10 protein-coding genes are annotated in these 7,322 nt (G+C 33.1%); all 10 read left to right on the plus strand.

All coding sequences use genetic code 11. The features are described from left to right. Window positions 1-62: 62 nt before the first annotated feature. The gene (locus KQI69_RS07825) at window positions 63-923 is read left to right on the plus strand and encodes a 4Fe-4S binding protein (protein WP_216564809.1); all 861 of its coding nucleotides are present in this window, start codon (window positions 63-65) and stop codon (window positions 921-923) included. Further along, window positions 916-1,161: a sulfurtransferase TusA family protein gene (locus KQI69_RS07830; RefSeq protein ID WP_022014022.1), complete on the plus strand. Its 246-nt coding sequence runs from the start codon at window positions 916-918 to the stop codon at window positions 1,159-1,161. The genes KQI69_RS07825 and KQI69_RS07830 overlap by 8 nt, the downstream gene beginning before the upstream one ends. A 119-nt stretch (window positions 1,162-1,280) precedes the next feature. Beyond that, window positions 1,281-1,643 carry a thioredoxin family protein gene (locus KQI69_RS07835; protein WP_371818778.1) on the plus strand — a complete coding sequence of 121 codons (363 nt, stop codon included), beginning with the start codon at window positions 1,281-1,283 and terminating at the stop codon, window positions 1,641-1,643. A 137-nt stretch (window positions 1,644-1,780) separates the two neighbouring features. Next, window positions 1,781-1,990 carry a sulfur carrier protein ThiS gene (thiS, locus tag KQI69_RS07840; protein ID WP_055944538.1) on the plus strand — a complete coding sequence of 70 codons (210 nt, stop codon included), beginning with the start codon at window positions 1,781-1,783 and terminating at the stop codon, window positions 1,988-1,990. Further along, a complete protein-coding gene (thiF, locus tag KQI69_RS07845) occupies window positions 1,990-2,796 on the plus strand; it encodes a thiazole biosynthesis adenylyltransferase ThiF (protein ID WP_022014025.1) in 807 nt (268 codons plus the stop codon). The genes thiS and thiF overlap by 1 nt, the downstream gene beginning before the upstream one ends. Window positions 2,797-2,810: 14 nt before the next feature. Next, on the plus strand, window positions 2,811-3,227 hold the full coding sequence (locus KQI69_RS07850; protein WP_022225108.1) for a M67 family metallopeptidase: 417 nt from the start codon (window positions 2,811-2,813) through the stop codon (window positions 3,225-3,227). A 269-nt stretch (window positions 3,228-3,496) separates the two neighbouring features. Beyond that, window positions 3,497-4,216 (plus strand): LytTR family DNA-binding domain-containing protein, encoded by a 720-nt coding sequence (locus tag KQI69_RS07855; RefSeq protein WP_216564811.1) that lies wholly within the window; start codon window positions 3,497-3,499, stop codon window positions 4,214-4,216. A 278-nt stretch (window positions 4,217-4,494) separates the two neighbouring features. Then, the gene (locus KQI69_RS07860; protein WP_216564812.1) at window positions 4,495-5,499 is read left to right on the plus strand and encodes a sensor histidine kinase; all 1,005 of its coding nucleotides are present in this window, start codon (window positions 4,495-4,497) and stop codon (window positions 5,497-5,499) included. A 179-nt stretch (window positions 5,500-5,678) separates the two neighbouring features. Then, the gene (locus tag KQI69_RS07865) at window positions 5,679-6,380 is read left to right on the plus strand and encodes an ABC transporter ATP-binding protein (protein ID WP_216564813.1); all 702 of its coding nucleotides are present in this window, start codon (window positions 5,679-5,681) and stop codon (window positions 6,378-6,380) included. Continuing rightward, on the plus strand, window positions 6,377-7,135 hold the full coding sequence (locus tag KQI69_RS07870; protein ID WP_216564814.1) for a hypothetical protein: 759 nt from the start codon (window positions 6,377-6,379) through the stop codon (window positions 7,133-7,135). Before KQI69_RS07865 ends, KQI69_RS07870 begins: the two co-directional genes overlap by 4 nt. Window positions 7,136-7,322 lie beyond the last annotated feature (187 nt).

Below are 7,322 nucleotides of genomic sequence, written 5' to 3' on the forward strand. Positions count from 1 at the left end.
AATAAAGCCAGTAAAATCAAGGATTTTGTTGAACATGCACTAAAAAGAATAGAGAGGAAAATATGGCAGTAGATTATGCAGCATTAAAAAAAGGCGGATTTATGCGTCAGAAACAGAAGAATAATTTTTCACTCAGACTACAGGTCGTAGGTGGAAATCTTACAGCGGAAAATCTTGTAAAGATTGCCGAAGTAGCTGAAAAATACGGAGACGGTCATGTGCATCTCACATCAAGACAGAGCGTGGAGATTCCTTTTATCAAACTTGAAAATGTTGATGAGGTTAAGGAAGAACTTGCAAAGGGCGGATGCAAGCCTGGTGTGTGTGGACCTAGAGTTCGTACTATCACAGCCTGTCAGGGAAATCAGATCTGTCCGGGTGGAAATATTGATTCGTATGATATTGCGAAGAAACTTGACAGCAGATATTATGCAAGAGAACTCCCTCACAAATTTAAATTTGGTGTAACAGGATGTCAGAACAACTGTCTTAAGGCAGAGGAGAATGATGTTGGAATCAAGGGAGCAGCTATTGTTTCATGGAAACAGGATGCCTGCATAAATTGTGGAGTATGTGAGAAGGCCTGCAGGGAAGGTGCTATCACTATAACAGATGGTGTTGTTAAGGTTGACGAATCTAAGTGTAACTACTGCGGACGTTGTGCTAAAGCCTGTCCTACTGATGCATGGGATGTCAAGACAGGATACCTTGTATCATTTGGTGGATTATTTGGAAACCAGATTGTTAAAGGTAAGGAGTTACTTCCTGTTGTTGAGTCAGAAGAACAGCTTTTCAGAATTACTGATGCAGCTATCCAGTTCTTTGATGATAATGCGAAACCAAGTGAGAGATTTAAATTTACTTTGGACAGAGTAGGACTTGACAAATTTGAAAAGGTTATAAAGGAGGCATATAATGGCTGATTTTGAGATTGATGAGAGAGTAGATATTACTGATGTAGTCTGCCCTATGACATTTGTTAAGGCAAAGGTGGCAATGGAGGAGATAGAAGTAGGACAGGTGCTCGCCGTTACAATGAACGAGGGGGAGCCGGTTCAGAATGTTCCAAGAAGTTTTAAGGAAGAAGGACAGCAGATACTTAAACTTATTGACAATGAAAATGGAACATATGACCTTATCGTTAAAAAGGTTGAAGAATAAATCTGATGAAATCCATTAGTCTTAGACAAATGGGGAGTTTATAAATAAAAAGCAAAGTTCTTTAAAATAAAGCTGTTTTTAAACAGGTAACTTTATTAAATATAAAAATAAAATGTGATATGTCACTTAAAATCGGCATATCACTTAAAACAGGAGGGCGAAGAATGGCAAAGAGAGTTTCTAAAGATGATTTTGAAAAGGAAGTATTACAGTCAGAACTTCCGGTAATTGTAGATTTTTACTCAGATTCATGTATTCCATGTAAACAGCTTTCACCTATCCTCGGTGACATAGAAGATGATTATGAGGATAAAGCAAAAGTTGTAAAAGTAAACATCAATTTTGATGAAGAGCTTATGGAGAAATATGAAGTCATGGCTTCGCCAACTCTTGTCTTTTTTAAAGACGGGGAAGAGAAAGACAGAACAAGAGGTCTTGTAAAAAAAGCCGAGATAGAAGAAAAACTTGGTGTGTTACTTTAACGCTATCAAGTAGCAGAACGGATTGCGAATATCCACTTCATTAAAAATATGAAAACAATCGGGGAGAACTTTAAAACGAGGTCTGTCCGTTAGATATATAAGATAGAAATTATAAATATAAATAGGAGGATTAAGAGATGACTATTACAATAGCAGGCGAAAAGAAAGAATACGCAGAGGGAACAACTATTGCACAGATTATTGAAGCTGAAAAGGTAGAGAACCCACTTTATGTAACAGTTTCATTAAATGATGATTTTGTTGATAAAGATACATTTGATACAACAACAGTTAAAGAAGGAGATTCTATCGAATTTCTTTATTTCATGGGAGGAGGAAGTTTCTAATGGCATTCACTAATGAACAGATGGAACGCTACTCAAGACATATCATCTTGCAGGAAGTAGGCGTTAAAGGACAGAAAAAGCTGTTGAACAGCAAGGTGCTCATTATCGGTGCCGGCGGACTTGGTGCTCCTGCTGCAATGTATCTTGCAGCAGCAGGTGTTGGTACTATCGGTATTGCGGATGCTGATGAGGTTGATCTTTCAAATCTCCAGCGTCAGATCATTCATGGAACTGCTGATGTAGGCAAGGCAAAAGTTAAGTCTGCAAAAGAGACAATGAATGCAATGAATCCTGATGTAACAGTAAATACATACCGTACATTTGTCACATCGGAAAACATCATGGATCTTATAAAAGATTATGACTTTATTATTGACGGAACAGACAATTTCCCAGCAAAATTCCTTATCAATGATGCCTGCGTAATGGCAAAGAAACCATTTTCTCATGCAGGAATCATTAGATTTAAAGGTCAGCTCATGACCTATGTCCCGGGAGAAGGACCATGCTACCGTTGTGTATTCAAAAATCCACCTCCAAAGGATGCAGTTCCTACTTGTAAGCAGGCTGGTGTTATCGGTGCAATGGGTGGTGTTATTGGAAGTCTTCAGGCAATGGAGGCAATCAAATACATCATCGGTGTAGGTGACCTTCTTGTAGGAAAACTTCTCACATATGATGCACTCACAATGCAGTTTAGAACAGTTAAGCTTCCAAAAGCTGACGGAAAATGTGCTGTATGCGGTGACCATCCTACAATAACAGAGCTTATTGACTATGAGCAGGCAGAGTGTGATGGCAAATAGAAAGGCAGGAGAATATGCTTTTTTTAACAAAAAATGATTATGATAAGATTTTAAAACATTGCGAAGCAGGACTTCCTGATGAGGCTTGTGGACTTATCGGAGGAACAAAGGAAGGCAATGACAAATATATCAAGAAAGTTTATCTTCTTACAAATATCGACCACAGCAATGAGCATTTTTCGATGGATCCGAAAGAGCAGCTTCAGGCTGTAAAAGATATGCGTCAGAATGGGCTTGAATTACTTGGAAACTTCCACTCACATCCGGAATCTCCTTCAAGACCATCTGAAGAAGACAAAAGACTCGCATACGATTCAAAAGTCAATTATCTCATCTTATCTTTGATGGACAGAGAAAATCCAGTTCTCAAGGCATTCATCATAGATGAAGAAAAGAATGTGACGATTGAAGAGATTAAGATAACAGAATAAATAGGCAAGCTTACAGCTTGCCATTACAAACTGCCATACAGTGCATTTTCGTATGGCAGTTTTTTTCTTTTTATATACTGAGTTTTACAATAAAGAATGGATTGTGTGTTTTTGCAAAATATACAATGATGTGTTACGATAAGGTTATGTTTAGAGTGTAAAAAATGATGTTTTTATAATATTTTAGCCATAAAACCTATGGTCTTTAGAATATGGGATAAGTGGTTTAAATAGGAATTTATTACTAAATCTGTAGAAGGAGAAATTGTATGTCTGTGAGAATAGCAATATGTGATGATGAGCATGAAATTTGTGCTGTGTTGGAAGAGTTATTGATAAAAATTTTGGAAGCAAAAGGGATAAATTACGAAATAGAGCCATTTTATTCTGGAAAGACATTGTGCAATGAATTAAAAGTGCAGAGATATGATCTGATTTTTCTTGATATTGAGATGAAGGAAAAAGATGGGATTGAAACCGGAAATTTCATTCGTGAAGAATTAGGGGATGAAAGTGTGCAGATAGCATATATTTCATCAAAAACAGCTTATGCAATGGAGCTGTTCGAGTTTCATCCGATAAATTTTCTGACAAAACCGTTGGAACAATCAAAAGTTGAAAAAGTTATAGATAAATATCTAGCTATAACAGGACAAAAAAATGAATTTTTTGAATATAAAAAGAAAACGGAATTTTTTAAGATACAGATGTCCGAAATTATATATTTTGAAAGCAGGGGCAGAAAAATATCCGTTAAAATGATGAATGGACAAGATGAATTTTATGGCTCTATGGATGATATTTATTCAAGGGTAAAAAGCAATCAGTTTTTGTATATACATAAATCTGTTATCGTTAATTACAGAAAAATAAAACAGCTTTCTTATGAAAAAGTTATTATGATTGATGATGCTGTATTTTCAATAAGTCAGTCGAGGAGACCGGCAATAAGGCAGATGTGCCTTAAAATACGAAAAGGGGAGAGATAATGCAATATGTTCTCGAACACATTATAACAATATTTTTATCATTATTTGAAGTGTATATCATGTATAGATATATGAATGTTTTTTTGGGTGATATTTATTACGATAGGAAACTGTTATCCGTTGCATATGTAGTGTATTTTTTCTATTCTGTTTTTGTAAATGATATTAGTATGCCTGCATTATTGGGAGCCGGAATATCGTTTTTAAGTATTTTTGTGATATCACTTTGTTATAGAGCAAAATTTTCCAAGCATCTCATAAGCAGTATTCTTATATATATGTGTTCATTTATTGCAGAAACAATAGCGGCATTGCTCGTAAATTTAAATGGATTTAATATATTTGGGAATGTTGCTCATGTATCGTCATTTATAAATTTTTTAATAGAGCTTATTTTTTTTATCATATTGCTTATGATAGAAAAATTTAAGAATATAAAGCACAATTTGGATGTGCCTGTAAGGTTTATTATAGCAGTGTTGGTCATACCGTTTTCGATAGCGTGTTTAGTGATTGTTATTTTTTCACAAGATACATTAAACAAAATTATGGCAGATATTTCACTGATATGCCTGATAGCATCTGTTGTTGTATTACTTTATTTGTATGATGCTTTGTCAGAATTATTTAGCGAGAGGACAAAAGCGGCTATTGTATTGAGAGAAAAAGAATATTATAGTAAACAGGCAGTTTTAATGACGGAAAAATATGAGGAACTGCGTCAGTATCGGCACGATATGAAAAACCGTATGATCTCAATGCAGCAGATGTTACAAAAAAGGCAGTATGATGCATTGTCTGAGTATATGGAAAAGGCAGCACAAAAACTTGAAAGAACATTTATATACAGTAATACCGGAAATATAGCATTGGATAGTGTAATAAATTATAAAGTATCTAAGATGATAGAAAGTGGAATAAAAGTTGAAACAAATATTGCCCTGCCTAAAAATCTTAAAATAGATGAGGATGATTTTATAATAATTATCGGAAATATTTTGGACAATGCAGCGGAGGCAGCAGAAAAAATTAAGAATGGCAGTAAAAAATATATATACATAAGTTTGGAGTATGATATGGGGAGTATATGGCTGTGTGTTAAAAATAGTTTTGAAAACGAAATTAAAATGCGGGGTGATAAATTTGTTACAGATAAACAAGATAAAAGTATACATGGAATTGGTTTACAAAGTGTAAGAACAACAGTCGGAAAATATAATGGACAAATGGATGTTTCAGTGGAGGAAAATAACTTTGTTGTGAATATAATATTGTATATATAAATTATTTAAAAACAAAATGTCACAGATATATTAAAAAGATGCTAAAAATATTATTTTTGGCATCTTTTTTTGTAAAAACTTTAAATTTTGACAAAAGTTTATATGGATTTTGACAAAATATGGCATGGAGATTAAAAATGAGGTAAGGTAAATGGAATGAAAGAAAAAAGGAGTAGAAAATGAGTACATTAAAAATAAATAATTTATCTAAGAAGTTTCGAGCTAATGATTTTTATTCTTTAGAAGATGTAAATTTAGAAATCAATGCTGGTGATATTGTTGGGCTTGTAGGAAGAAATGGAGCTGGAAAAAGTACATTATTGAAATTAATTGCAAAATCTTATATTCCTACAAGTGGAACGGTTGAATATAATGGAAAGAATATTTTTAATAATGACTATATTTTAAAAAATGTGGGTATCATGATTGAGCCTGTTTTTTATCCATACATGACAGTAAAAGAAAATTTAGAATTTTACTTGGATGTGCATGGTAAGAAAGGATTTAAGAAAAATATTGATAATATATTAGAATTGGTGGATTTGGTTAAAAAGAAAAATAATAAACCGGAGAATTTTTCTTTTGGAATGAAACAACGACTTTCTCTTGCTATTGTATTAGTGGATGAACCTGATTTTTTAATATTGGATGAACCATTTGTAGGTTTGGATCCGTATGGTGTTCAGGAACTTTTGGAAATTCTTCAAGGCTGGGTTAAGGAAAGAAATATATCAATGATTATTTCTAGTCATCAATTGAGTGAACTAGAAAGTATATGCAATCGTTTTGTAATGCTTGAACATGGCAAGATGAAGAATATTCAAGTTGAAGACGAACAAAACTTAGGACAATATTTTACAGAAAGGAAAGAGAAGAAATGAAGACAATGTTTTTTCCAGTGTTTAGAACTATATATAAAAAGAAAGAAGCAAAAATATGCTTGTCGTTTTGTGTATTACCATTGCTTTTAATCATAACTAGTCTTTTACCTACTAATTTTATGCAGCTAAGTGGTGATGTAGGTGCCATGAGTTGTATGGAGTTCTTTGAGGCTGTGATATATGTACAGTTCCAATTGACATTACCGTCCATAGCATTTATGTATTTAGCGATAACATGTATACATGATGAAATTAAGAAAGGAAGCTTGTATCTATACAAAGATATTCCCAGAATAAAGGTATTTTTATGTAAATCTTTTTCATTATTAGTTTGGTATGCGATATATTTTGTGAGCACTTTTTTAACAAGCGTGTTTACTTACTATGTATATATTATAAAACAGCCATATGCGTCTGGTAAGTTTTTACCAACTAAATGGGGGGATGTACAATATGTTATTATAAGTATGATTGGTACAATATTAGCAATTGTTATTAGTCTTTTGTTGGTGATAGTTCTTTCAACTTTTTTAAATAATGGTGTGTCTTTAATTATTGGAATTTTATTTAGTCTGTTTTGTTCTATAGCGCCAAACCTTGAAAAAATAAATGTTTTATTTCCAACAGGTTTTTTGTATAAATATAAATCAATAGGGTTTAGTAAGGCTATAGTATTTATTTTGTTAATTTGTGTTATATATTTATGTGTTATCGGGGCTGTTGGTAGATATAAAATTAAAAGAATTGAGTTTTAGTAATGAATAACAATATAAAAGATAATATTTCTTATATGGCAAATTTTTCAACATTTTAGGATGGAAATAAAATGTTGAATATTTTGTCTTATGGAGCTATATTGGTAAACAGTTTTATTAATACAGGATGAAGTCAAGCGGATATTCGCAATCCGCTTTGCTACTTGCTCATAACACTATTAGCTGC

The organism is Eubacterium sp. MSJ-13, from assembly GCF_018918235.1.
In the GTDB taxonomy this organism is placed as follows: domain Bacteria; phylum Bacillota; class Clostridia; order Lachnospirales; family Lachnospiraceae; genus Butyribacter.